The organism is Myroides odoratus (genome assembly GCF_001549985.1).
Classification (GTDB): domain Bacteria; phylum Bacteroidota; class Bacteroidia; order Flavobacteriales; family Flavobacteriaceae; genus Flavobacterium; species Flavobacterium odoratum_A.
The window spans coordinates 16,372-40,354 of the sequence record NZ_LROZ01000026.1; the positions used below are offsets into that span (position 1 = coordinate 16,372).

General features: G+C 30.7%; 26 protein-coding genes. 7 read left to right on the forward strand and 19 right to left on the reverse strand.

Annotated features, from left to right (window positions below; genetic code table 11):
* Positions 1-58: 58 nt before the first annotated feature.
* From AWV75_RS17275 to AWV75_RS17285, 3 genes are all read right to left on the reverse strand, one after another.
* On the reverse strand, positions 59-619 hold the full coding sequence (locus tag AWV75_RS17275; RefSeq protein WP_002992089.1) for a helix-turn-helix domain-containing protein: 561 nt from the start codon (positions 617-619) through the stop codon (positions 59-61).
* Positions 620-916: 297 nt separating this feature from the next.
* Positions 917-1,147 (reverse strand): hypothetical protein, encoded by a 231-nt coding sequence (locus tag AWV75_RS17280; RefSeq protein ID WP_060875540.1) that lies wholly within the window; start codon positions 1,145-1,147, stop codon positions 917-919.
* A gap of 379 nt (positions 1,148-1,526) precedes the next feature.
* Complete coding sequence (locus AWV75_RS17285; protein WP_002992087.1) at positions 1,527-1,745, reverse strand: hypothetical protein; 219 nt, start codon at positions 1,743-1,745, stop codon at positions 1,527-1,529.
* Between the two features lie 255 nt (positions 1,746-2,000).
* Here AWV75_RS17285 and AWV75_RS17290 point away from each other — a divergent pair, with 255 nt between their 5' ends.
* The gene (locus tag AWV75_RS17290) at positions 2,001-2,927 is read left to right on the forward strand and encodes a beta-1,6-N-acetylglucosaminyltransferase (RefSeq protein WP_060875541.1); all 927 of its coding nucleotides are present in this window, start codon (positions 2,001-2,003) and stop codon (positions 2,925-2,927) included.
* A gap of 131 nt (positions 2,928-3,058) precedes the next feature.
* Here the strand turns inward: AWV75_RS17290 and AWV75_RS17295 are convergent, their stop codons facing one another.
* Entirely contained in the window at positions 3,059-3,250 is a 192-nt protein-coding gene (locus tag AWV75_RS17295; protein WP_002992085.1) for a cold-shock protein, read from the reverse strand.
* 93 nt (positions 3,251-3,343) lie between these two features.
* Positions 3,344-4,456, reverse strand: coding sequence for a DEAD/DEAH box helicase (locus AWV75_RS17300; RefSeq protein ID WP_060875542.1), 1,113 nt, complete (start codon positions 4,454-4,456; stop codon positions 3,344-3,346).
* 628 nt (positions 4,457-5,084) lie between these two features.
* On the opposite strand from AWV75_RS17300, the gene AWV75_RS17305 reads away from it, so the two are divergent.
* On the forward strand, positions 5,085-5,798 hold the full coding sequence (locus tag AWV75_RS17305; RefSeq protein WP_060875543.1) for an ion channel: 714 nt from the start codon (positions 5,085-5,087) through the stop codon (positions 5,796-5,798).
* A gap of 564 nt (positions 5,799-6,362) precedes the next feature.
* Here AWV75_RS17305 and AWV75_RS19170 read toward each other — a convergent pair.
* The 6 genes from AWV75_RS19170 to AWV75_RS17335 all read right to left on the reverse strand — a co-directional run bounded on the left by AWV75_RS19170 (position 6,363) and on the right by AWV75_RS17335 (position 11,473).
* Entirely contained in the window at positions 6,363-6,623 is a 261-nt protein-coding gene (locus tag AWV75_RS19170; protein ID WP_081498607.1) for a DNA topoisomerase, read from the reverse strand.
* 509 nt (positions 6,624-7,132) lie between these two features.
* Positions 7,133-7,351, reverse strand: a complete 219-nt coding sequence (locus AWV75_RS17315) for a hypothetical protein (RefSeq protein WP_002992054.1) — start codon at positions 7,349-7,351, stop codon at positions 7,133-7,135.
* A gap of 18 nt (positions 7,352-7,369) precedes the next feature.
* Positions 7,370-7,600: a hypothetical protein gene (locus AWV75_RS17320; protein ID WP_060875544.1), complete on the reverse strand. Its 231-nt coding sequence runs from the start codon at positions 7,598-7,600 to the stop codon at positions 7,370-7,372.
* Positions 7,601-8,184: 584 nt separating this feature from the next.
* Positions 8,185-8,517, reverse strand: a complete 333-nt coding sequence (locus AWV75_RS17325) for a hypothetical protein (RefSeq protein WP_002992048.1) — start codon at positions 8,515-8,517, stop codon at positions 8,185-8,187.
* 1,076 nt (positions 8,518-9,593) lie between these two features.
* Positions 9,594-10,160, reverse strand: coding sequence for a hypothetical protein (locus AWV75_RS17330; RefSeq protein ID WP_060875545.1), 567 nt, complete (start codon positions 10,158-10,160; stop codon positions 9,594-9,596).
* A 209-nt stretch (positions 10,161-10,369) separates the two neighbouring features.
* Complete coding sequence (locus AWV75_RS17335; protein WP_060875546.1) at positions 10,370-11,473, reverse strand: serine hydrolase domain-containing protein; 1,104 nt, start codon at positions 11,471-11,473, stop codon at positions 10,370-10,372.
* Between the two features lie 216 nt (positions 11,474-11,689).
* On the opposite strand from AWV75_RS17335, the gene AWV75_RS17340 reads away from it, so the two are divergent.
* From AWV75_RS17340 to AWV75_RS17345, 3 genes are all read left to right on the forward strand, one after another.
* Positions 11,690-12,151, forward strand: a complete 462-nt coding sequence (locus tag AWV75_RS17340; RefSeq protein ID WP_060875557.1) for a hypothetical protein — start codon at positions 11,690-11,692, stop codon at positions 12,149-12,151.
* Positions 12,152-12,475: 324 nt separating this feature from the next.
* A complete protein-coding gene (locus AWV75_RS19175) occupies positions 12,476-12,580 on the forward strand; it encodes an RteC domain-containing protein (RefSeq protein WP_231738185.1) in 105 nt (34 codons plus the stop codon).
* Positions 12,581-13,153: 573 nt separating this feature from the next.
* Positions 13,154-13,732, forward strand: coding sequence for a hypothetical protein (locus tag AWV75_RS17345; protein ID WP_060875547.1), 579 nt, complete (start codon positions 13,154-13,156; stop codon positions 13,730-13,732).
* Positions 13,733-13,942: 210 nt separating this feature from the next.
* Here the strand turns inward: AWV75_RS17345 and AWV75_RS17350 are convergent, their stop codons facing one another.
* The 3 genes from AWV75_RS17350 to AWV75_RS17360 all read right to left on the reverse strand — a co-directional run bounded on the left by AWV75_RS17350 (position 13,943) and on the right by AWV75_RS17360 (position 16,546).
* Positions 13,943-14,710, reverse strand: coding sequence for a hypothetical protein (locus AWV75_RS17350; RefSeq protein WP_060875548.1), 768 nt, complete (start codon positions 14,708-14,710; stop codon positions 13,943-13,945).
* Positions 14,711-14,859: 149 nt separating this feature from the next.
* Positions 14,860-16,050, reverse strand: a complete 1,191-nt coding sequence (locus AWV75_RS17355) for a DUF6438 domain-containing protein (RefSeq protein WP_060875549.1) — start codon at positions 16,048-16,050, stop codon at positions 14,860-14,862.
* On the reverse strand, positions 15,995-16,546 hold the full coding sequence (locus tag AWV75_RS17360; RefSeq protein ID WP_060875550.1) for a hypothetical protein: 552 nt from the start codon (positions 16,544-16,546) through the stop codon (positions 15,995-15,997). The genes AWV75_RS17355 and AWV75_RS17360 overlap by 56 nt, the downstream gene beginning before the upstream one ends.
* Positions 16,547-16,643: 97 nt before the next feature.
* Between AWV75_RS17360 and AWV75_RS17365 the strand changes: the two genes are divergently transcribed.
* Both AWV75_RS17365 and AWV75_RS17370 read left to right on the forward strand, forming a co-directional pair.
* Positions 16,644-17,417 carry a metallophosphoesterase gene (locus AWV75_RS17365; RefSeq protein ID WP_231738183.1) on the forward strand — a complete coding sequence of 258 codons (774 nt, stop codon included), beginning with the start codon at positions 16,644-16,646 and terminating at the stop codon, positions 17,415-17,417.
* Positions 17,418-17,594: 177 nt separating this feature from the next.
* Positions 17,595-18,542, forward strand: coding sequence for an ADP-ribosylglycohydrolase family protein (locus AWV75_RS17370; protein WP_060875551.1), 948 nt, complete (start codon positions 17,595-17,597; stop codon positions 18,540-18,542).
* 212 nt (positions 18,543-18,754) lie between these two features.
* Here the strand turns inward: AWV75_RS17370 and AWV75_RS17375 are convergent, their stop codons facing one another.
* The 5 genes from AWV75_RS17375 to AWV75_RS18930 form a co-directional block, all read right to left on the reverse strand.
* The gene (locus AWV75_RS17375; RefSeq protein ID WP_060875552.1) at positions 18,755-19,297 is read right to left on the reverse strand and encodes a hypothetical protein; all 543 of its coding nucleotides are present in this window, start codon (positions 19,295-19,297) and stop codon (positions 18,755-18,757) included.
* Positions 19,298-19,685: 388 nt separating this feature from the next.
* Positions 19,686-21,182, reverse strand: coding sequence for an acyl-CoA dehydrogenase family protein (locus AWV75_RS17380; protein WP_060875553.1), 1,497 nt, complete (start codon positions 21,180-21,182; stop codon positions 19,686-19,688).
* A gap of 210 nt (positions 21,183-21,392) precedes the next feature.
* Positions 21,393-22,256 carry a helix-turn-helix domain-containing protein gene (locus tag AWV75_RS17385; protein ID WP_060875554.1) on the reverse strand — a complete coding sequence of 288 codons (864 nt, stop codon included), beginning with the start codon at positions 22,254-22,256 and terminating at the stop codon, positions 21,393-21,395.
* A gap of 316 nt (positions 22,257-22,572) precedes the next feature.
* On the reverse strand, positions 22,573-23,397 hold the full coding sequence (locus tag AWV75_RS17390) for a hypothetical protein (RefSeq protein ID WP_060875555.1): 825 nt from the start codon (positions 23,395-23,397) through the stop codon (positions 22,573-22,575).
* A 7-nt stretch (positions 23,398-23,404) separates the two neighbouring features.
* On the reverse strand, positions 23,405-23,983 hold a 579-nt coding region (locus AWV75_RS18930), incomplete at its 5' end, for a hypothetical protein (protein WP_060875556.1).

A 23,983-nucleotide genomic window follows, 5' to 3' on the forward strand; every position in this document is an offset into this window, starting at 1 on the left:
AAGGTGGAAATTACTGATTATAAAATCATTACACAATAATAATTATCTATTATATCATTCACACATCTTCGCGATTTATCCTTTTCTTATCTTTGAGCTTTTTAAAAAAAGTTGGGGTCAAACCCGTGACTTTTTTAAACTGAGCAGATAAATGTGCTACACTACTATAGTTAAGCTTATAGGAAATCTCAGATAAATTTAATTCATCATAAATCAAAAGTTCTTTTACTCGTTCAATCTTGTGAACAATACCAAATTGTTCTATTGTAGTACCTGTAGATTCAGAAAATATGTTAGCCAGATAAGTATAGTCATAATTTAGCTGTTTACTTATGTAATCAGATTTTTTTATTTTTAAAACCTCTATATCACCATACACCATTTCAATTACTACTTTTTTAATTTTCTCAATCAAAATAGCTCGTTTACTCTCCATAAGTTCTAATCCTGTTTGAAGTAAAGCCATTTTTAATTGCGTAAACTCTTCATTGGTAAGTTCTTGTTTTAATTCTACTTCACCAAGATCTACACTACCATAAATGATTCCGAGTTTATCCAGCTCCATCCTCACTATCATCTTACAGCGAAAACTCACCATGTATTTTATGAAAATCTTCATACTTAAGAACTTTTATCTAAAGGTAACCTAAAGAATTGATTAACTGATGTTAATAGTCAAAAAAAGCGAATTGATATATAACCTAAAAAACAAAGAGGAAGATCTATATAGATCTTCCTCTTCTAGCAAAACGCTGTTTATTTAAATCTCACAGCAGAGATTCCTTTAAAAAAATATTGATAAAAACCAAGGTAAGGATATCGAAAAAAATTACTTTTGGGCATTCAATACCAACGTCTGTTTTCTTACCCCGATTTTTATTCAACATTCATTAAACCCAATCATGAAATTATTATTCTATTTCGATAAATGTTTGTGGCCAATTTTTGAACTGTATTCCACCGCCTTATTCGTGCTATCTTGTGCTTTTGCATTGCACTCAATAGCTTTATCAATATCGCCATTTTCAAAATACCTAGATGCATCAAAATGATACTTTATAGCTAATTCTAAATGATTGATTGCTAAATTGTGATTCAGTATCTTTTGCTCCAAAATCTTTTGATCGCTTTGAGTTTTTATATCCATATTATTTACCTTCAATAACTACATTTACATAACCTAAAGGTCTGTTTTACTTGTCTAAAAAGCATTATACAACAATTGATATAAATTATATTTTTCACACATTAAAACATACTATCAATAAGCTGCTTAAAGAAAAAAACTTTTTATATATTAAAATACCCTTTCTATAGACTATCGAATTAGGTCTCACTTTTTAATTGATTAAGCAAACCAGTTATATTACAACATCCTTATTTCAATTGTAGTAAAATCTACAATTAGATGTAGGTCAATGTAGTTTGAACAAACTAAATTTTAATCCAGACATCCAGATTTTAAGAAATAAAGTGCACCCTAAAGTGCACTTACAGTTATATTAAAGCGTTTTATAACAAAATAATTACACTTTACTCTGTTTTTCATATTTATTGATTAAATCAATCACTTCTGAGCGTTTTTTATTCATTTTCTTCTCAAGACGATTTAATAAATCATTCTCCCTTCCTACCTCATACTTCAAATCAACGTCTGTCAATTGCGAAAATTGCTCTTTTAACTTTTTTGACGATTCATCCCAATTTGAAATTTTAACTACTTCTAATCTTTGATTATTATTCATAATAAAGAATTTTATTATAGCTTAATTGCTATTTAGTAAATGTAGCGTTTATAAACTCCTTAGGTTTATATAATAAAAAGTAATGTTTATATAATAAAGCTATTTTCCAAATTCTATCACTTAATTTTTTTTACAATAAAAACCACCTAAATTTAATCACTATATTGCGTATGTTATTTATAATTAAGATTTTACATCTTGTGTAAATAATACAATTCTAAACTGAATTATTGAAAATAATATCCGATATAACTTATGGCTACTAACCAAGATCAAAATCACCCCCAATTGAAATTTGAAACTAAAAATAATACAGTTAATAAATTAATTACAGTAGCTTATTTTATTACTATAAAATATAGTCCAGATTATTTTTTGACTATGTTTAAAAAATTATACAACAAAGATCAATTATATCTTATTTATATCGATCATACTTGCTCTTTAGAGGTAAAAAACATGATTCAAACCTACGTTGTGCATTTATCAAATGTATACATATTAGATAGTTTCTATCTACAAACAGATAGTTATAATAAATACAAAATTCAATTAAATGCGATGCAATATTTATTAAATGTCAGCGCTAAATGGGACTATTATATCAATTTAACTGATGACCATTACCCCTTAAAATCTCAATATAGAATTTGTGAATACTTAAGTAATAATAAAGAGCATAATTATTTTATCTATTATGATAAAAGCAAGTATAATCTAGATACTTATAATAGTAATAAACATAACTATAGTGGCTTAATTGCATTAAAAGACGCTAGTTTTAGTGAAAATACAATCATACCGTATATGGGTAATACATGGTTAATACTAACACGAGATTCATGTGCTTTTCTCTCTTACAGTAAACTAGTTGATCATTATATAGAATTATATACAAATTCATTATTGCCATCTAATTCATTCTTTGCCACTATCTTATTAAACTCTGATTACAAACGCATAATAATTAATCATGACCAAAGAATATTATTTTCAAAAAGCGAACCAGTTGAAGTAATTCTAAAAAAAATAAAATCTAATAATCATTTTTTTATAAGAAAAATGAATTTGACGTCTAACAGTATAATAGACAAATGCATTGAAGATAATTATCAATTACCCCTAATGGATAAAAAAGAAAATAAAAATGAACTAGGGCTAAATAGTAATCAACAAAATTGAAATAAATTTGTATGTAAAATATTTTACTGATACTAACTAAGTCTATTTTTTAAAATCTAAACTTAAAAACCCCGCCTTTAAAGCGAGGTTTTTTAGAAGTCTTTTATACTTCCTTATTATATACCGATAGATTATTTTCTTTTAACATTCACCGCTATTAACCCTTTTTGACTATGTTGTAGATCAAAAACAACATCATCATTTTCACAAATATTATCTAGTAGTCCTGTTGTATGTACAAAAATATCTCCACTCCCGTTTGTTTGTGCAATAAATCCAAAACCTTTGGATTCATTAAAAAATTTTACTTTACCTTCTTGCATATAGGTTTTTATTTTAATTGATTTATATTCACTTTTATACTTATCTTTTAAGTATAAGATTACATTTATATTTATTTAATTACAAAGATGAATTTAACTCGACATTACCGGAATAGTGAATCCAATGAGTTTTTCAATTTTCTTAAGATCCTTTAACTGATCTTCATCACAAAAAGAAACTGCGGTGCCTTGAACACCTGCACGCCCTGTTCTACCAATTCTATGAACATAACTCTCAGGTTCATTAGGTAATTCATAATTTAATACATGAGGTAGTTCAGCTATATCAATACCTCTTGCAGCAATATCCGTTGCTATAAGCACTCTAATGCGATTATTTTTAAAATCATTTAATGCTTTTAATCTTGCATTTTGTGATTTATTACCGTGAATGGCAGCTGTATAAATCCCCATACTCGCTAGCTTTTTCACTAATTTATCTGCACCGTGTTTAGTCCTTGCAAACACTAAAGAACGCTTTATTGACTTATCCTTTAGAATAGTAAAAAGTAAGTTCAACTTTTCTTCTTTTTCGACAAAGTAGATGGATTGCTTAATTGTTCTGGCTGTAGAAGAAATAGGAGTAACTGTAATCTCTATTGGATTTTTCACAATTTGTAAAGCCAATTTTTTTATTTCGATCGGCATAGTAGCCGAGAAAAACAACGTTTGTCGTTTAGAAGGTATCTTTGTAAGTATTTTTTTTACATCCTTTACAAACCCCATATCAAGCATGCGGTCCGCCTCATCAAGTACTACAATCTCAACATGACTAAAATCTAAACAATGTTGATTTAACAAATCCAACAAACGTCCTGGAGTAGCAATTAATATATCAACGCCACGATTTACTTGAGCTACTTGCTTTTTTTGTGGCACCCCTCCAAAAACAGCTAAATGTCTTAATCTTAGAAACTCACCATAGATTTTAAAATTCTCATTAATCTGAATAGCTAATTCTCTTGTTGGAGTTAAAATAAGAGAACGGATTACTTTTTTCGAACTGCTTTTTTGATTTAAAAGCTGTAAAATAGGTATTGCAAATGAAGCTGTTTTACCAGTTCCTGTTTGTGCACACCCAATTAAATCTCTCCCTTGTAATATATGCGGAATTGTTTGCTCTTGTATAGCTGTAGGCGTCTGATATCCCACTTTATTAATTGCCTCTAGTATGGGTTGAATTATATTTAATTTTTTAAAACTCATCTTGGTTTGACTGGAATTACCAGTATTTATTTAACTCCTATATATAGTTTTAAATAATCTGGAGTAGTTAGATTATAAAAAACAAAGCTTCTTATCTGAAAAAAATAGGTAGTTAAATTATAAGACCATCTAATATTTAAAGAAAATTAAATTTAAAACCTCTTATTACTTTTATTTTAGTTGTTATAAAAATTAGTATAATCAAAATCCATTTAAAAAATGTATTAATAATTTTTAACTTTTACAAAAAGTTACTAACATTATATATTTAGCAACAAATAAAATGTACTTTTTTACGAAAGTAATTGTAATTAAGACAACTGAAAGCAAAAACTGAGAAAGAAAAAATGTTTTTGACTATTTTCAGATAAGGCAGAAGGCAGAAGCCCGTTTATAAATTCTTGACAAAGATAGATTAATTTATTTGAATTACAATAAATAAATTGATCTGGACAATAAAACAGTTTTTTAAACCTAATTGATAATCTCATTAATTGGCAAAAAGAAAATATTTATTGAATCAAATTTTGCTCTTTTAATTAACTATATAATTTTATATTATCATTTTTTGTACTAAATTAAGGATAGATAATATTATCATTGTACCTTTTAACAAACTACTTAAAATATGTCAGAGGCTATATCAAAAGAAAAAGTCAAGCTACAAATTATTAAGACATTACATATAATTTCAGCCTTTATGCTAATTGTATTAGGAGTAAGTATTTCTATTGATACCTTTAGTAATATTTCTTATTTAACTGGGGATACTTATATGAAAATTCAATTGTGGATTTGTATTTATTTTTTACTAAGTCTATTCATTGAATTTATTCTATCAAAGAAGAAATCAAAATTCTTTTGGAATAATATAATTTTTATTCTAATTTCCATTCCTTATCTCAATATATTTCAAGCCTTAGAAATTAGTTTCTCCTCTGAAGTAAAATATTTCTTTCGATTCATTCCCTTAATTAGAGGAGGATATGCACTTGGTTTTGTCATTATCATGTTAAGTAGAAAGAAAATTTCGGGTTTGTTTTTCTCTTATATACTAATTTTAATGTCATTAATATATTTTTATAGTCTTATTTTTTATGTTTTTGAACATGAAATCAATCCAGATGTAAATTCATATTTTGATGCTCTTTGGTGGGCGGCTATGGGAGCTACTACTACTGGCTCTAACATTATTGCAATTACTCCAGTTGGTAAAATATTATCTGTTATAACAGCTATTTCTGGCATTACTATGTTTCCTTTTTTTACAGTATATGTCACTTCTTTAGTACAGCGAAAAGTTGCTTTTCAAGGAAAAAAAGTTAAAAGTAAAATTAAGTAGTCTAATTTATCATAAGTGAAATATTATCTCAATGCTATATATTTACTTTTTTCTCTTTTCTAGAAAGTAAAAAAATCCGTATTAGAATATTATCTTATAAGGATTTTTTCATGTTATTCTTTTATTGTTTTATAAATAAGAAAGTTATAGCAAAACATTAATTATCTATCATTACAAAAGTTAATAAAAACAAATACAACGAATAACCAAATTCAAGTGAATTTAAAACTAAATTCACAATCATAAATATCTAAGGCAACCTTTGTTTGCTTTTTTATACAAGAATCAAATACTGATTCCCATACGCGTTGTGCAATCAAATGATAAATACTTTCTTTTATAGCGCTAAGTCTATTTGTGGTTAATAGCCCATGATGATTGGTAACCTTCACATCATTCACTATCTTCTATTAAACCTTGCAAGCTTTAATTTTAAAAGCAGGTTATTATACCTACTATCATCAGAAAGTACTTTTAATAAACTGGGAATCTCCCGCCATAAATCCCCAGGAACATACTTACTCGATGTCTGCGGATAGGTAATAAACTTCTTTTCATACAAGCTTAGAGCCATCCAAAGAGCTCATAGGCTCTTTTTTGAAGTGAGGTTAAATCAAAAAGTAGTTGAGAATCTTCTTTAACAGTCTTTATTTCTACTTTTGTAATGATAGATTCGCTTTGTTTCTCAATGCGTTTGAACGCTTGTTCTGCCTTGTGTTGATCCTCTGACTTATCAATTGAGAGTGACTTGAATAATACTCCTTCTTTTTGATGGGTGAGTTCTAGTTGATAATACAGCTTCTTTGTAAAAGAAGTATTCTCTATATAGCTTGTCGAATTATTTTACTCTATTTCAAAGTGTAAAAAAAAGTTCGATTTGCTTAAGGATAATTATGTTTTAGCCTTCAAAGCAGTAATAAATATCAAGTATTACTTATAGTATTACTTAGTGACAGTTAGAGAAAAATTAACCATTCTCAAATGTGAGATCAGTAAACAAAAATAGACTATCCAAATTTGGATAGTCTATATAAATCAAGCACTTATATTGATTCAAAAAGTAAAATATTACTAGGCTCAAATTTAAGCTCAGTGAATACATGGCGCTAATAGAAACAAATAAGAACTCAATTGAGCGGCTTATCTATTAAGAACCTCCTTATGCAGGTTACCATTTTTTTTTAATTTTCTGTTTGTGATTTTAGATATTTTCTTTGAGATTTTTTCGCTGTGAGTTTTATCAAAAATTTTTCCAAAACCAATCATATCATTTTTTATTCTAATATTCTTGCAAGCCGTAATACCATTGATTTATTCATATATACATATTTTGCTTAATAACTCTTATTTATTTCCACGTCTACTTTTACATGAGGGTAATATCCTTTACTAAATTTTGTTCCATTACTTTTCAAGAACTCATATACTTTCTTTTTTTCTTCAGAAAATTGATCAATAGATGTCAACTCAAATTCAACTATATGATAAATCAAATCAAACATTAATGTTTCCATTATCATATCCAACTCTTCTTGGCTAATTTCGTGTTTCATAGAAATCTGTAATAAAGATTATTCTAATACTTTCTTCTTATTAATCTTTTTCATTCTCCTGTCAACAATGTCTATATGTTGTAATTCATTCGTTCTGTTATCTTTTAAAAAATTATATGAATCCTGGATATCTTTTGTCATCTCTGAAACAGAACCTATATTATGCTCTAAAATATACATCAATATAGTATGAAGCATAATATTCATTACTGAATTAAGTTGGCTTTTATCTCTAAAGTTTACTTCCATTGTTTTTTATTATTGATTAAGCAGTGTAAAATGACTGTCTAAAATTAAGACAGTCATTAACAATAAGATGTAAGATATATAGCTCCTTACACAACAGTAATTATAAAATACGATATTACTAAAAATATAGAATTCACAAAAAGCTGCCTTAAATAATTAAGACAGCTGGACGCAATTTTTTATACGATTTAAGCTCCCTAGGCCCACGTATTATAATGCTAATATAAATAAAAAAATCATATTAAAACAAATTATATTAAAATTTAATTATTTATTGTTAATTTAAATTATACAAATACAAATCCTTTGCTTTTTAAGCAAAAAGCAATATTTTTTTTTAATTCAATATATCTATACTGTATAAAAAATATCTTTGGATTTATTTAGTTAAATTATTATCAACTATAGATATAAAAACATTTAATTAAATTTATTAGTAGATGAAATATATGATATCTATTTTTAACTTAATATACCACTCACTCAATAAAAAGGCTATTTCACTAAATTCAAAATATACTGTTCTAGTAACAAAAAAAAGCCCCAATTAAGGGGCTTTCCTGTTTATATAAATATATTTTTATTTAAAAATAACGATTTATAAGATCTTGAATAATATCTCTAAAAGTGAAATGTCTAGGATAATGATATTCTCCTTCATAAATATCCCACACCCCTCTATTTCTATCATAGATTCCAACATATAAAGTAAAAGAACCTCCGTAATTTGAAGAAGAAGGTGAAATTCTTTGGCCTTCTTCTAAAATAGCTTTAACAGCATCTTTGCTTATTGAGCGTTCAAATTGATATTCAAGAACCTCTCCGCTTCTTACATCTTTAAATTGCGCTCTGGTCTGAGCTTGGACTGCGGTATTTACTCCAAATACCAATAAAAATAACATAATAAAATTCTTCATAGTTTCTGATTTTAAATTATTAAAAATAATGGTTAACCATATCAAATATAATAAAAAAAGAATAAAAATTAATTTATTTTCAAATAAAAGCTAATTTTTATTCTTTTTTTATCAAAAAATTACGTTTAAAAAACAAAAAAAATCTAGGTTTTTCAAGCATTCAAGACTAGAATAAAAAAGCCCCTTAATTGGGGCTTTTTTATTTAAGCATATTATATAAGACATAAGGTATAATACTTATTTCTTATCAAATTTTATAAATCTTGTAAACTTAATAGATAGACTCTACAAACGGAACGAGTTTTACATAGCAAGTAAATATCTTCTTGGAGAGACCATTGTAAATCAAATAGGGAAAACACCAGCTTCAAGATGAGCTTTTTTTGCAAAAACGATATAACTTAACTGTTAGTTTACCTATCCAAAAATGGAAACCTAAAGTTGAATTTGAGCCTTTATTTTAAATGAAAGATTTTACCCAAATACCACAAGAACGATTTTTATATAAAGATGATTACTTTTTGATAATTAAAGATATTTTTCCAGTTAATCCTAATCATTTACTTATCAGAATACTGTAAGATAGGATTACCTATAATATGATTGATTATCATTTTCGAGTCATAATCACACATATGATTAATATTTATCAAAAAGTATGGAATGATTTTAAAATCAAAGATTTCATAGATTCTCCAAATGATTAATTTGAAGTAAAATAAGACATGTAAAAAAATCGCCAATTCGCTACTAAAATCCCCCATTCCTTCTAATAAATCTGTTAAAATTCATCAGTTGATTTTCCTTTGAATTACTTTGAAAAAAGTGTTGTACAAAAATACAAAAATTGGGGATAAACCCCTATGAATGCTAGGATCTTATTTATTGTATCGGGAAGTAAAGTACTTCTGATGTTAGATAAAAGACCAAAACCAAGGATACGCAAGTATTTCTTGGCTTTAGAAGTAATTTACTTCCCATTCTAAATAAAACACCAAAGCCAAGGATAAAAACATCCCTTGGCTTTTTGACACTGTACTAAAAAATCCCAAGCGGTACGGTAACCTGGGATTTTTTTATTTCTCTTTATCCTCCTTCTCAAAATACTCTATCAGCTGAAGCATTGTATTTTCGGTTTGCATAATATCCAATAAGATCATTTTAAAAGTCTGCTTTGTATTCTCGTCAGTAGAGTTAATATTGGAATACAGATAAGTCATTAAGAACTCGCTCTTGTTATTGATCATTTCCTTTAATTCCGCAATATTAGATAGTGTATTCACACGATTATAATCCATTAGATCTATCTTAGTACTTGATATTGCTTTCCATCCATTAATCTTCACTTGAGGAATATAAATACCTTTCGAATCCATTACTATCTTTTGTATAGTTACTTCTTTATTCTTGCTATTCTCTTCCAATCCAGCAATCAAAGCTTCCTGTTTAGGTATCATCTCTTTTATATCCTCCTTAGACTCACTTAATTCAGTACTAATAGTTGTATACACCTGTCTAATATACGCTTTATCCTTGCGCTGAGAATTCCAATTATCAATAAACAAAGCAATTAAAATCCCTACTACAACAGGAATTATCTCTTTAACGAATTGTATACCATATCTCTTTATTCTTTGTTTCATTAATTTAAGTATGGAATAAGGTTATCAATTTACAAGGCTTACACACTATTTACTGACTTTTATAATCATAAAAAGCCTTTAAACTAAATTAGCCTAAACTATTTCGCTAATTTAATTAAATATTGATATGCGAAACATGAGATACTTAAAATTCTTGAATTAAAAAAAACTCCTTAGTTCAGATACACTAAGGAGGTTATTATACTCATTTACTTCTTCTCTTTTAGTAGCAAAGACAAAAACTCCTTTCCTATATAAGGGTTAATGATATGTTGAAAGTCTTTTTGTAGTGTGAATACAGTGACTGTAGCATCTGCTTCTGGAGAATAGATAACATCTGTTCCCCACCATCCACCGTGATAATAAGCATTAAATCCTAAATCAAAATGAAATACTCCAAGACAATACTTAGACTGATCAGCAGGTAGAACATAAGTAGTCATCTCCTGAAGAAGCTTCTTATCTTTTATAATTTTTCCTTCAAACAAATATTGAAAAAAAAACGCTGATTCTTTTGTAGTAGAAGCAATTCCCCCACCGCCGTATAAATCCCAAGAAGGATCTAAATCATAAGAATCCCAATTGTACTTCTTAGCATATTGATGGGCTAATGCCATAGACTGTTTAGGATATTCTTCTAAGTTAATAAACCATGTCTCAGTCAATCCTAACTCTTTATACTTTAATAAATCACGCATCGCTAAGTAGAACACTTTATTAGTCTTTTGTTCTATAATCTCTGCTAATAACAGATAATTAATATCTCCATAGCTAAACTTCTCTCCTACTTTCTGAGGTTCTCCCATCTGCATAGATCGCTTTACTTGTTCCTCTTTTGTCCAAATGTGTTTTGGTTTTTCATTGACCAACTCAAAATAAGCATCATTTACATAATCTTGAATACCTGAAGTATGAGATAATAAGTGTTTTACCGTAATCTTATTTAAATCATAGTTCGCCTTTTCAAACATTTGACGAGTCTGCTTAGACAGTAACTTCTCTATAGATTGATCTAAAGATATCTTCCCTTCCTCTACTAACCTCAGCGTAGCTGCAGCTACATAAGGCTTTGTATTACTTGCTATCAAAACAGGTTGTTCGCGCTTTAAAGCTATACCTGTTTTAATATCTGAAACGCCAGTGGCATAACTCCACGAAACACCTTGTTTAGGAGACTCTACGTGTACCATAATACCTGCTGCATCTTTATGTTTAGCATATAGAGAATCTATCTTATGCTGAAACACAGATTGTAATTGGGCTGTACTTAATAAGGGGAATAATAAACAGGTTAATAGTAATGTTTTCTTCATTTAAAATTAGGTTAGTTAAAGCCATGTATAGAATTCGTCTTGACTTTTGTAAAATAAAGGTTATATAAATTTGTACCACTAAACAAACAAAACTTATAACCCCATGTACCAAGTACTCCATAAAGATAGTATAGAATTAGATATAGTACCCCATTTACTACTGCCAAAAAGAGGATTTAAATCAAAACCTCCTAAAATGGGGTGTTAATACTAGTTATGAAAAAAATACATTTTATTTTACTACTTAGTTTTATAAATATTCATTGCTTTAGTCAAGAGGATAAAGCAATACATTTTGATACATATCGTACGATATGTACTGACTTCATTATTGATCTGACCCAGCAAGACCCTATCATACACGATAAACAAGTTAATTATGTCATTCTGGCGCTTGCAAAAAAAGACGAAGAACATCTAGGTTATTTCCGTTTTACACTTGACAAAGAAATTAATTTAGCAGAAACCAATTCGATTAAAACAATACTATTTACAACTTTTGTGAGCAACTTAAAACAAGAAATTAAGAAAAAAAATAGTGCCCTAAAAAAGCAGAAAATTAGAAAAGCAGTATCCTTTGACAACCTGCTTTACGCTCCTGTTTTAATTCAATTAAAAAACAACGAAACCCTCAAACATTATAAAAGTCAAATTGAGTATCAAGAAATTGTCTTTTAATCAAAGTCAAAATTCAAAAAAACAAACTAATTAATAAAGGTCTTTTAAATTAAGATAATAGGGTGTGATATTAAAAAATCTCTCCCTATTTTTTATATCTATTTTTATTTTCTATCTTATCTAAAGAAAAGTTCTACCAATCGGAACGAAAAGTCTGCTAAATAGCCCAACAACGCATCTTTATACTCATTAAATTAGATACTTGAAAAAATATTCTACTTATATTTATTCACTTATACTGGTATATTGCAAGTCCGTTTTAGGTTATATCTCACTTGTTGTTTTAGATTGAATAATGGAAACCTTGAAATACGAAAACTTGCGGTGCTTTTTCAAGAATTGTTTCAAATCCCTTTAGGAAATATTCATCACGCGTTTTACCGGATAAAACAAGAGTTAAATCAAGGACTTGTTATTTGGATAAGTTGAAACAGGAATTGGAAAAGTATATGGATAAAAAGTATTGAATCTAAATCTTTATTTTTAGCATATGAGTTTTGACTTTTATCGGTTCAAGGAGCTTTTCAACATTCAAATGCCTATAAAAAAGAAGCAACGGAGAAACAACGCATTGAATTTAGAAAAAGAAAGTAGACGTACAAGTTTAGCAGAAATGGAGTTGTCTCTTTTAATAGAAATCAGTAATGAACAGCATAAATAGCTTTACATTTAAAGGTTATTTATATTTAGACATAAATTTAGAGCATGTTCCCTATTTTCTTTTAGTTCATTGTGTTATGTTTTTATATTTTTACATTAAAATGAAATCTACTTATTGCTATGTCGATTATAAAGAATTACAGCAAACAATACTCATTTGAGTACTTCAATATTCAAACTAATTTAAAAAAAGGAACAACAGACAAAGGTTCATACAGTTAAAACCGCAGAACCTAGTTTAGGACTCATATTCTATTAAACGATCACCATCACAGGACATCAAAGTTTCGATGAAAAGTAATCGTTCCATTATACAGTCTACCTAAAACCACATATTCTATCATGACAAAAGGAGAAAGCCTAATTAAAGATACAGCCATACAAAATCTAGATTTTAAAGCGCTACAAAACCTTAGAAGCACCTATTTCGAATACTTGAAAACCAATCCTATAGTATTTCCTTCATCCATAGATATAATAGATAGTATCAAATTTTTAAAGAGAAAAAATGGTGCTAACATCACAATCATTGGGCCTTATAAAAATATCACTGTATTTGAAGCTGCAAACAGGATTGCTTCTGATTTAGTAATTATCAATGGTTTATTAGAGCTTATCGAAACCAAATCCGAATACCAAAAGGCTACGTTCACATTGCGTTTAGGTATAACGAATCACAGAGGACATGGTGATTTCACAATTTCTCTGGATAATCAAGACTATGAAGGAGAAGCTTTTAATGTCGCTCCTTCTTTCTTAAAAGCTAAACTTAGAAACACAATCAACAAATGGAAAGACAATTCGAAATTAATGCATATTCTTATTAATGAAGACTCTTTTGAAAAAAACAACTTTAAAGATCTGGATTTTCGTGTATTCAAAGTTAAAAACTGGGAACTCCTACCTCAACTTATTAAATAACATTGGGAAGTTTAAAAATTAAAATAAAGTATCCCCGTCTCAAAATTCAATAATATGAGAACATTTTTTACCCTATCTATCTTTATTATCTTGCATTAACTTCGCTTTAAAACGATTAGGAAACAAGACACCTAATTTGTCTTCTGTTTGTACAATATAGTTAGGTTCAATTTAAAAGGGCATAATCTTTATATTTTGGATGAACTCACATTAGAAATCAACATAAAAAATAGCATCAAGGAGAAGATAATCACTCAAATCCGCGGTATTAATGAGTATTCTTTGTCGTTTATTTTCTCCTCTTTCGTAGTTTGCTTTTTCTAATAAGCTCCAATAAAACGCATTGTTATAAACAATTAGTGCTAAATCAGTAGTAGGAAGGTTTAAATACGTTTCACCCAGCTCGTATAAGTCACAAACCGTTGTATTTTGAAAGGGGTTTATCTTTCCTTTAGGAAAATTATCTGTACTGATGACATTCATTTGTTCATCTAGAGCAAAACCAATACAGTATTTTACATTTTCAATAGGTTCAAAATAATAATGCATTGCATATTTAGCTAGACACTGTGTTAGATCTACTGTAGGGACTTTGTCTTGAAAATCATCTACTCGATCTAAATCAACAATTTCAAACGTATAGAAATTCAGATGTTTTAAAAAGTATGCATCCGTTTTCTGCAACACATGATCTTTAATACGAGCTTCTACAGCCAAGAATTCAGTCTTTACTAAGTTGATATCATTGTAATCTAGAATATCCAACACTTCCGTTGTGTTGTGAGGAGAAAAAGAATATTGATACCCAGGGCAACGTAAAGTAAAAGGGATAGTTGCAAAGGTGCCAGTCAAAAGTTTTGTATCACATTGGGAAAATGAAGACATCGAAAAAAATGTACTGATTAGCAGGAGTACATAGTTCAACTGTGGCAGATAATTGGCGTGTGGTTGTTTATTCGATTGTACGTTAAGCATCATTGATTATATGGGGTAACATTATTACTTATTTTTCTATCCTATCTAGTGTTTTTTACTTTTTTAGTTTTAGGAATTTAAGCAGACTAAATTTTGATTTTGATTTAACTACATACATTAGATTTTCAACGGTTACTTTATTGACACTATTTTTATAGTTCTAAGTCTTGTGTAAAATTCGCTGTACTAAAGTTTCGCTCCAGAAAGTTATACCCCAAATCATACGTTATAGCCCCTCTGTCTTCAAATTCAAATTTGTAGAACTGTCCATCAGTTACCACGTTTTTTATTTCATATTGATGTGTTCTTGCTTCATTCGGATCAGGCCCCCAATAGTCAAAATTATCAGTAAAGACAAGCTTGTACTTTGGAGCAAATACTTCATTTACCTGTTTTGCTTTTTTGAGTGCTGTCCAAAGGTAAAAACTTTCGGATTTGGCCAGTGGTAAGACCAAGTTCTCCTTTTTAAAGGTGAATGAATGTAACTTAGGATAGAAAGGCTCATCATAAGGCAACGGATCAAGGTGCATCACATCATGAATGTTCGAAAGTAACATATAGGCCCAGATCATCTCATTAGTACTCGCCATTCCGTAGTCCTCTATTGTCTTAACAATCTTCCCATTTTTAATAAAGGTGGTTGTCAGTGTTTGATCATCCGTATGATCAACGGCATAGCTATTCTCAAGAGCTAAGGGATTTGCCTTTCTAAACTTGTCAAAAATAGTTTGCGTTGTTTGACGGTCAAGATGTCCAGCATAAAAACCAAGTGATTTCACATAGCCTTCTCCCTGAAATAAAACATCTCCTTCTTTAGTGATCGAAATATCGAGTATGGGACATGAACCATAACAGCCCGAACTAGAATAGATAATTTGATCAAAATTGGGCAAACTTTCTAAGTTATAGGTAAGTTTCTTATATCGGATTATCGTGCTATCATTCCATGCTAATTGCAAAGTATCATTTCTTTTAGAAACAAATTTCCATTGAAACTCCCAATTATGGGTTACTAGACTTTTAATACGAACACTGTCTTTATTGACTTGGTAGGGTACTGTATTTCCTAAAAATTGTCGCATTCTCTTTCCTGTTACTCGATCTAAAGCTTCTTTATAGAATCCCGAATAAAAGGAGATACTATCCTTGGAGATTGTCATTCCTATAGGTAAACGAAAGGATGCTAGTGGAAAATCATCTTTTAGACTGTCATCCCTAATTAATTCCCAATCACCCACCAATGTTTCTCTTACATTGTTATCCGCTTTTTGTTGCTCTCTACGTTGACTACATCCTAAAAGTATAGTCGTGAAAATAATAAAAAGAATTGTACGTGTTCCCATAGTTTAAATTGGAGTTACCGTTTTTATTTAATTGGGCAATAAGTGTAGTAAGCTCTACGAGATCTAACTTCGTAACAGTTTTTAACATAGTCTTATTATCAAAGATAATCACTAATACCCCCTTATTGTCTTCTTCATATCCAACTTGATGTAAGGTGAACTGAATTTTCTTAAAAATCAACTCCTCTCCTTTTCCCTTAAACCACTTGTAATCCGCTGTATAAGTTAATTTATGATCCACTATCGTAATGACCTCTTTTCCGCATGTATTCCACAAGGAAACACGCAACAGTAAAAAAAAGAATAGTCCACCGAGAAGTAAAGCAATTAAATTAAAAAATTTGAATGCTCCACCATTGACAATATTTACCACAAAACCGCCTATAGGTAAAGCAGCTGAAAGAAATGTAAGAATGTACAAAACTACACGAGCAAAAAGAGGACTCTTTTTCACTTTAAGCACTACTGTAGTATCATTCAAGACTATTTGAGGCATAGCAATCTATTTTTATACGGAATGAAAAACTGCCTTTATTTCATAATGAGACTCAAAGATAGCATAAAACTCGTACCTTTAGTAAACTAATTTTTTTTTGCAAATCCTCTTTTTCACCATTATTAAAATACAGATAATCAGCGACTTACACTTAGAGTTTAGCAGTAGCGCCAATTTGTTTTTTGACAAGGCTGATCTGGTTATATTAGCTGGAGATACCCATTTGGGTAGCAAGGGAATCGAGTGGATCAAAAAATACATACCCAATAAAAAAGTGCTGTACTTATTGGGCAATCACGAGTATTATAAAGGTTCATACCCAAAGACTTTAAACAAAATAATCGATGCCGCAAAAGATACAAACATTCACGTACTTGAAAATAGTTTTATTGATATAGGCGATATTCGCTTTCATGGCTGTACCTTATGGACGGATTTTTCCATTTTTGGTAGCCCAATAGAATATGGTATGATTTGTCAAAGCAAAATGAACGATTACAAGCAAATTAAACGAGATCCCTCCTATTCCAAATTGAGAACAATTGATGTTTATCACATCCATCAAAAATCAAGAACTTGGTTAAATCAGAGTTTAAAAGAGTCTGCTGCTAAAAAAAATGTGGTTATCACTCATCATGCTCCTAGTATATTATCCATTCCCGAAAGTTATAAGAATGATCCCGTAACTGCCGCTTATACTTCCAACTTGGAGGATTTTATTTTAGAACATCAACCCACCTTTTGGATTCACGGTCATATTCATACACCCTGTCACTATAAGATTGGTGAAACAGAAATTATTTGTAATCCACATGGCTATTTAGATGAAAGAGATAATGGGTTTGATAAAGAGTTAATTATTAAGATATAAATAGATGAATTATTTAGTTCTTAAGTAACTTAATCTTCACTCAATAAAAAAATTAATTTAACTTCTGAAGTTCTAATATCCGATCTCTACTATAGTAGACAAAATTCTTTTCTTTCAAGTTTGGGTTACCGATTTTATAATCTACTTTTGAAAGACAACCTTGTAACAAATCTATTTATGTCAAATTTAGCTTCTGATCTTTTATTTGGAATCGCGGTAGCCGATGCGCTTGGAGTTCCTGTAGAATTTAAAAGTCCTACAGAAATCAATATAACTTCGGTACAATCCAATTACCAAGATGTTCCCAATCGCTTTGCTCCTTTTGGTTCTTGGAATAAACCCGTTGGAACCTTTAGTGACGATTCATCCCTTACTTTTTGCACAGCAGAATATTTAGCAACTGGTCAAACCGATTTGAACGATCTTATGGATATTTTTAAAAATTGGTTAAAACAAGGCTATTGGACCACAGACGGGCATACCTTTGATGTTGGTAGAACGACTTTATTGGCCATTGAAAACTTTGCCAATAACTATAATTGGAGAACATCAGGACTCAACACAGAACGCGATAATGGCAATGGCTCATTAATGCGTATCGCTCCTTTACTCCTACCTCTTTTATATGACAAAACAATTACAGACTCCTATCAATATGTTAGTGACTTCAGTAGTGTAACACATGCGCATCCCATTTCAGTAGATAGTTGTCTTATCTACTTACAGTTTGCGAAACATCTTTATCACACCAAAGACACTACACTTGCTTTTGTAAGGTTAAAAGAAGAATTAGCCTTGAAATATCATAACAATGCTATATTTAAAAGACTTTTTTCAGAGGAGTTTCTATCATTAGATCCTGGTATATTTAATGCTAGTGGTTTTGTAGTAGGAAGTTTAGAAATTGCTTTACATACTTTGCTCACAACAACAAGTTATGAAAAGGCTGTTTTACAAGCGATATCACTTGGCAAAGACACAGATACCAATGCAGCAATAACAGGGGCTTTAGCTGGGATTTTATATGGATATGATAGTATTCCTTTGCATTGGATAGAACCTTTGAAACGAAAAGAGGATATTGAAGTGTTAGCGAATCAACTATACTTAACCTATAAAAAATAACATTATGAATTACATCACCCTAAAAGATCTAACAGAGCACAATCCTTCCAATCTTTACATCGGCAAAAGAAACCCAAATAGTACTATCTTATTTATAGGGATATGCCTATTATCGAATACAATTCTAATAAAGTTCCCTATATCATTGAATTGGAATCGAAGAAAGTATTCTAATAAAATGCAAAAGTAATTCGATCAGCTGAAGCTTGCTTTTACTTTAGTTTTAGTTTCACTTGTAACAATTCCATCCATTTTGCTCGATCATTCACTACAAAACGACATTCTTGATCCGCTAATTTTACCTTTAAACCATTGTCAATCACCCCCATGGTTCTACAAGGTTGGATGGTTTGCACATCGACAAAGGCAATGCGTACCGTTTTTTTTGTAAAATTAAACTTGTGTGAATGAAAGAGTAAATAGTCTTGGGTGATCCCAAGCTTTCCACCAATCGCCTGTCCTTTTAAAAACAAGTTGGCAACGCCATATGCTTCTAAGACTTCCCCTTGTTCTAAGGGTAAATCTAATTTAAGTAAAATTCCCTTGGTCATCTTCTTGATAAAGAAGTAAATCACCAAGGAGAAAAATACACCAAAAAGCACACCTTTCACCAAATAGTAATACCAAGCTTCTAAGCTTCGATCAAATATCCAGTCGAACAATGCACCTAAAAGGATATACGTTACAATAACTAAGCTTACAACCTTGATTGCGTCTTTTTTGCTTACTCCTAAAGCATCTGCTCCAATTTTCATATTCTTTCGTTTAATCGCGTTTTAAAGATACGGACAAGGTAACGTTAATTTTTATAAAAATGCAACATAGTAGCAAAGTATATAAAGTTGAAAATTGAAGTTATTTTACGCGTTAAAAGGCGATTTTTATTTTTAGCCGTTCAACACCTGGCTATTTCCTTTTGAAATATAGATTGATAAAAATTTGCTGTTCAACTGAACCTAGTACCTTTTTAAAACGCTCCTTTTTTTATTGCTTTCTTTTTGTATTTGGGAGCAACTACAACAGTTAGAAACTGCAAAATATAGCAAATTCAGACACTTGCAATCGTACGAAACAACCACAAAAAAAGTCAAGCAGTAAACTACTTGACTTATTTCTATCATTTAGTTGCGTACACTCCTTAGTTTAAAAACGCGTCCAATCTGAATTTACTTGATAATCCAAAATAGGATCTACGTCATTTCGGGTTTTAAATTGTCCGTAAAAAGCGGCTAAATCAGCTTCAACCTGTTGACGGGTAATCTCCACCAGTTGAGAATTAAAGTCGTCCATTTGCAATACAAATTGAAAGGCAATAACGCGAGAAAGCATCTTGCCAATAAGCAACATATTGCGCTGTTTTACTGTGCTATCCACTGTAAAATCGAAGTACATTCTAAATAAATCCACACTTACATTGGTGCGTTCATACCCTTGTAAAAAGCGATATAAATTGGTTTCCTTCGCTTTTCGCATCAACTTTACAATTCCTTCGGCAATTTGCGTATACAGCATCTCATTGGATCCTTCAAAAATTTGGAAAGGTCTACAATCAACTAAAGATCGCCCTGCAATATGATCCAATCGATAACCATTCGCACCTGCTAATTGCAAGCTAATTTGAGCTGATTCTTGCATTAAATCCGTCACAACCGCTTTGAGTACATTAGCCTCAATACTCATCGAAGCCAAGTCGTTCTCAATTCCACTAGTTGCTACGCTGAAAATACACATACCTGAACATAACGTGTAAGCCGCTTGAATCTTGGCAATTTGATTTTTTACTGAATCAATACTCAATAGCGGAACCCCTCCTACTTGTCTTTCTTGACAATGCGCCATTGATTCATCTAACAGTCTTTGAATAAAGCCTAACCCCATTCCAGGAAATTGCAATCTACTGCGGTGTAGTGTATCAAGCATTAGTTTAATTCCCGTGCTTTCGGTTATTAATTTTTGTTCTGAAGGAACGGCAATATCAATTTCATTAATGCCATAAGGAATCGCATACAGCCCAAGGTTATTGTAGCGGTGCGTCATGGGAATATGTTGTTCCACTCTCTTGTTTTCAGAAACAAAAAAATCAATATCGCGAGATAATTCGCCATTGGGCTTGCACTCTCTTGCAGTAACTAACCAAAAGTCAGCTGCACCACTCAACCCTTGCCAGTGTTTTTGTCCTTTAATGTGAAACGTTTCCCCTTTCTGCTCAAAGGCCGTTTTCATATTCAAGGCATCACTCCCATGGGCTTTTTCCGTAATCATCAAACCTCCCATAGCCTTGTTTTTCATAAACTGATGAAATACGCGTTGCTGTACAGCCGGTTGTCCGTATTTCGCTAGAGGTTCCAAAAAAAGTGCAATGTTAATCCCAAACATCAATGACAAAGGCAACGACTCATACGAAGCAGCAGCAAGTATTTGCAAACACTCTTTTACTTGTACTCCTCGTCCACCGTGCTTTGTTGGAATAGCCACTGCCAATGGTTTTTCCTCCATGATTTCCTCCATTAATTCAGCTGGAAAATCACGGGTTAATCCCATATCATTATAATTGTATTTTTCGCGAAACAAATACTTTAATCGCTTCTTAAATTCTGCGATATAGGTACTAAAATCGATGTGTTCTATTACTGCATGCATAACTATCTCCTTTTTTCAATTAAAAAATCTACAGCTGCTTGACAACTTCTCCCCCTAGGTGCCGAAAAATCGATGAACGATTGAGTCGTCTATAAGGACAAAAACGATCAAACGCTACTTTGAACAAATTTAAAAAGCTGATTGAAAAACAAATATGACAGTTCAGATTAAAACTAGGACAAATCGTGCATCTTTAACATAGAACTAAAACTATATCTTCCTGTATGCTGAAGGAGTAATTCCCACGTGTTTTTTAAAAAGTCGAGCAAAATAAGACGGATCGACAAAATCCAGTTCATAAGCAATGGTTGCAATGCTTTTATTGGTTTCCAGCAGCAAAAGCTGGCTGTGAATAATGGCTATTTCCAAGATAAGTTGCTTGGATGATTTTTGATACACAGCAGAAACACAACGATTCAAATAATTGATTGACACTTTGAGTTGATCGGCATAAAAATCGACGGTCTTGTACTTACTAAAGTGCAAATGGACGAGTTGTTTAAACGCAATGGCAATCTCTTGTCTACGCTCAATGGATGTGGTCGAATCCGACAGCTTAATCACCTTTAATGCAATGGTTTTAAACAAACTTTCATACAGCTCTTTATAGGGTTGATCGCTGTGAATTTCACTATACAATAAATCAAGCAGACTACTAAGTGCCGCACTGTTTTGAGCATTGAGGTTGAGCAAAGGAGAGATAGTAAAAATATTCAAAATCTGTGTTTCGCGAAACATGGAGGTCATGGCGTGTTCTTTAATCAGTACACAATAACCTTCTGCCGATTTGTCCACAGACTCAATGGCTGAAATATAACCATAATTGCATAGCAAGACGGCAGGTGCTTCTACCGTAAACGTAGTCGAATCAATTCGTTGGGTAAAATAGCCTTTAGTCAGATGAATCAACAAATTATACCCAAAGAAAATAGGCGGAATTGGAATTTTCAGGTAAGGGGCAATATCCTTGAGGGAAAAAATTTTAATTGGAGTGCTAATATAGATCAAATGATTCCTACTCATGTCCATGAACTTGGAAACAAACTCATCTGCATTAATTTGATTGTCTATCATATGAATGGCCTTTATTCAAAGTTCAGCAATTGAATTCAATTGACCATCAAAAACAAGCTTTTTTTCGCTATTTTCAAGGAAAGTGAAGCTGCTTTCCCCCTTACTATTGCAGCCCCAATACTACACATGTCTTTGTAAAATACAAAATAAAACCTGCTGATTTTTATCCACTTTCGTTAAATCTAGCAATGACAGAAAGTATAAGAAATAATCTTTGTAACTATTTTTCTACACAAACGGTCAAAGTAAATGATTTAATAGAAAGAAGTTTTTTAATACATTTAAAAAAGGATACGATCATAACAAAGAATTACGATCAATAAAGCTTCACCGTAATTACAAAATGACCATATTCAATTTTATGATTACTATCAGTAATAGTACACACAAACAAATAACTATCCTTAGATACTTGGCGGTAATGTACTAGCGAGCTTAATTCGCTATAGACTGGAGTAGCTGTATTTAGAAATGTTTCTAAATTATCTAAAACTAATTTTTTACTTTGTACATCCTCTCCTTGGAGCTTAAAGAATTTCTCAATTCCTTCTAACAATCGATCCATGATAAAAACACCTGGCACAATAGGATAATTATCAAAATGTCCTTTGCATTGTTCGATTGTAAAAGAAGGGATTTGAATTTTAAAATAAAATGGCTCGATTAAATTCACCAGTACGTCCTCCTTTATTGGAGAACTTTCTGCAGGAATTTTTTCTGTATAAAAACTGCTGAAAACATCATTAAAAGCATTTTCATCAAAAATAACATATTCTAGTTCAGAAGTATAAAACAATTGATTTTGATTATTCAAAACATCTACTAAAACTTTTCCTTTACGCTTTGAAAATGAAAAAGGCTTAGCACAATACTTTAATCCATCCTCTACAATAGTACTATTGATTTTTCTTATTCTAATTTTTTCAGCTAAGAAAAATGTTTTAGAAGAAATATCCATGGCTGTCAATAAAGAGATACTTCCCAATGATGCAACTATTTGCCCTATCTCTTTGAATCCTCTCAATTGACTATCTGAGCTATTTGTAGTACTATACTCTACTGTAGATGCATTCCTTACCAAATTATCCATTGGAAATAAATAAGGGTAATTCTCCCCGATGTAGTTATATAAATGTTTCATATTACAACTAATTTTGTTTAATAATATACGTACAATCTATATTTGAATTTTCGTCATAAAAAGATTGAGGTACTTGTATTTCTATATCACTTAATTGAAGATAATCTTTGATTCCATCTAAAAAAGCGATTAAAGTTGGAAAGGTTAAATATTGATCAATTTTATATTGTTTAGCAGCTCTGTGATAACGATCAACACCTTTCAAATTAATCACAGCATAATCTGAAGTATATTCTTGCACCTGAAACTTGAACTCCGGACTCGAGGTGTAAATAGCAGATATAGCGACTAAAACCATTGACCTGCAATCTCGATCCATAGTAGCATCTTTAATTAATGCTTGCTCTGCTTTTGCTTTACCAAGATTGTAAAATAGTTTATCAGAGTGCAAACGTATTTTATCTACTCCATACTGCTCTCCTATGGAATGTAATTGCAAAGCATAGAATTGAGAGGTAATATTGGATAAATTAATCGCTAAATCTGATACGGTTGCAGGAAGATATAAGTCAATTAATTTCTCTTTAATCTCTTGTGAAGGATATTGATCATCTCCTCTTAAAAGACGTAATTCTTCAAATAAACT